4 protein-coding genes are annotated in these 2,479 nt (G+C 41.8%); 2 read left to right on the forward strand and 2 right to left on the reverse strand.

Going from position 1 to position 2,479, the window contains the following annotated elements; translation table 11 throughout:
- On the forward strand, positions 1–336 hold a 336-nt coding region (locus DYY65_RS12595; RefSeq protein ID WP_236561794.1), incomplete at its 5' end, for a hypothetical protein.
- Between the two features lie 171 nt (positions 337–507).
- Entirely contained in the window at positions 508–1,776 is a 1,269-nt protein-coding gene (purD, locus tag DYY65_RS10470) for a phosphoribosylamine--glycine ligase (protein WP_162477908.1), read from the forward strand.
- Here purD and DYY65_RS10475 read toward each other — a convergent pair.
- The gene (locus DYY65_RS10475) at positions 1,773–2,351 is read right to left on the reverse strand and encodes a 5-formyltetrahydrofolate cyclo-ligase (RefSeq protein ID WP_162477909.1); all 579 of its coding nucleotides are present in this window, start codon (positions 2,349–2,351) and stop codon (positions 1,773–1,775) included. The genes purD and DYY65_RS10475 overlap by 4 nt on opposite strands.
- An 8-nt stretch (positions 2,352–2,359) precedes the next feature.
- Entirely contained in the window at positions 2,360–2,476 is a 117-nt protein-coding gene (locus DYY65_RS13085) for a hypothetical protein (RefSeq protein ID WP_370519355.1), read from the reverse strand.
- Positions 2,477–2,479: the final 3 nt, after the last annotated feature.

Consider the following 2,479-nt stretch of genomic DNA (forward strand, 5'->3'; position numbering starts at 1 on the left):
TTGTACATTGTGTCCAGTGATAAAAATGACCGGTTAGATCCATCATTGGTCGTGGGTTCAGTCAAACTACATAAATTCCAACCTAGCGGAACGGTGATCTGGACAATGGTTGGAAAGGACAGAGAGCACTGGGTAGATACAAAACTTGGCTTTTGCTCCTGTAAGGGATATTATTATAGGACGCTATCCGATGGACGGAAGTGTTATCACCTAACATATGTAGAATTGGCGATAGAGAAACAACAGTTCACAACAATTGAGTTTCATGATTCAGAGCGCATGTTCTTCTTAGGCGGACTAATCTCTGATTTAAAAAACTCTCTGCTTTATACTTGATTTCCGAACTTGAGGCGCTCCTATGAACTCCTGGCAGCCAGAGTCGTTGGTCTTTTACAGACTACACGTTATTTTGTACCCCTAGGTCTTAAAGAAATTAAGCCGTGGGTATCGAAGTAGTTTAATATTTAGTTTACAAAAATACTTCCAATTGTGCGGAATCAAAACGTATTGATCGTTGGTTCAGGCGGCCGAGAGCATGCTCTTGGTTGGAAGCTATCCAAAAGCGACCTCGTTGAGAAGGTGTACTATGCGAGTGGCAACGGTGGAACTTCACTGAATATTGATATCAACCCAACTGATTTCAAAAGCCTTTCAAAATTTGCCAGAGATCACGAGTGCTTCACCGTAGTAGGACCAGAAAAGCTTCTTGAAAGCGGCATTGTAGACTTTTTTATGGAAGAAGACCTACCCATCTTCGGTCCTACAAAAAGAGCATCGATGCTCGAATCAAGTAAAATATTTTCAAAGCAATTCATGAATGCTAATAATATACCAACGGCAAATTTTTCCACTTTTTCAGATGTAGAGAAAGCAAAGGACTATGTCGTCAGACAAAAAGATAGGAAGCTGGTAGTTAAGGCAGACGGGTTGTCTGGAGGCAAAGGAGTAGTGGTTTGTGATAGCTCTGACGATGCTGTTAAGACATTGGATTCCATGATGATCCATAACAGACTTGGGAATAGTGGACAAAGAGTAGTTATCGAAGAAAGGTTGTTTGGCGAGGAGGCATCTTATATAGCCATTTGCGACGGAAAAACTCTTCAGCCTTTGGCATCAAGTAGAGACTATAAAAGATTATACAATGGCGACATGGGTCCAAACACGGGCGGCATGGGCAGTTATTCACCCACTCCCCTCATAAATGAGGATATTGATCGCAAAATTCTTGAAAAGATAATGCGACCAGCGATCTCAGGAATGAGCAGTCAGGGAAAGCCATTTAGGGGCTTCTTGTATGCTGGGATACTCGTAGATCATCTCAGTAAAGAGCCTGTTGTTCTTGAATTTAATGTAAGAATGGGAGATCCAGAGTGTCAACCTCTTATGACGAGGATGAACTCAGACCTCTTTGAATATTTGCAAAATGCCAGCGAGGGAAGACTTGACACAATGCAGCCTATCAACTGGACTGTACATTCGGCTGTATGTGTAATTATGGCATCTAAGGGATATCCAAGTTCTTATTCAAGCAGGGAAATTATACAAGGGCTAACAGACATCAGGGGTACAAATGTTGCTGTTTTTCATTCTGGTACCTTACGAGACGAAATGGGGAATGTACTAACTAATGGAGGCAGGATACTTGGGGTGTGTGCTCTAGGCCCGAATGTGTACGAGGCATCAGAAAAAGCGTATTCTGAGGTCGGCAAAATAAAGTGGGGTCAAGATGCCCAGTATTTTCGAAACGACATAGGAAAATCAACATTGCCGAATTAGAAATAAAAAATCCTTTTTTCTGTCAGCAAGATATCTAATTTCGTATCATGATTCAGGTGTGGAACTTGCTGAACCACCTGAGAATCATAGGCAAGTCCCACACAAATAATTGAATTTCTCTTATCGGCCAAGAACCTATCATAATAGCCATATCCATAGCCTATCCTATAACCACTGGTGTCAAATGCTAATCCAGGAACAACAACAAGGTCCAATTTTTGCGAAACTCGTTGAGCCAAATGGGCAATTGGCTCTTTTATGCCGAACTTGTTAGTATAAAAATTGGTGCTGGGTGTGATTCGATAAAAGTCCATGAAACGTCTGCTAATTTTGGGAAGTGAAATAACTTTATTGTTCTCAAAAGCCTTTTCGGTAATTCTGAAGGTACGCACTTCTGAACCAAATGGATAATAGCTCGCAAGTACCTTGCATTGCTCGAATTCTTTTAGCGTGACAAATTTTTCTTGTATTCTGTCACTCTTGGTTCTGATAGCTGCAAGTGACAAAGAGTCACGTTCTGACCGCGTAAGCTCGCGCACTTTAGCCTTTAGCGTCATCAACTTTGTTTGTTTCAACTAATGTCTTAAATCACGTCTTTGCACAACGATGAGGCAGCGACGGTATTTGCTAAAAGCATCGATATGGTCATAGGCCCTACCCCTCCTGGCACTGGCGTTATCCATTCAGCTACCTCCTTCACATT

The organism is Nitrososphaera sp. AFS, assembly GCF_009898475.1.
Lineage (GTDB): Archaea > Thermoproteota > Nitrososphaeria > Nitrososphaerales > Nitrososphaeraceae > Nitrosopolaris.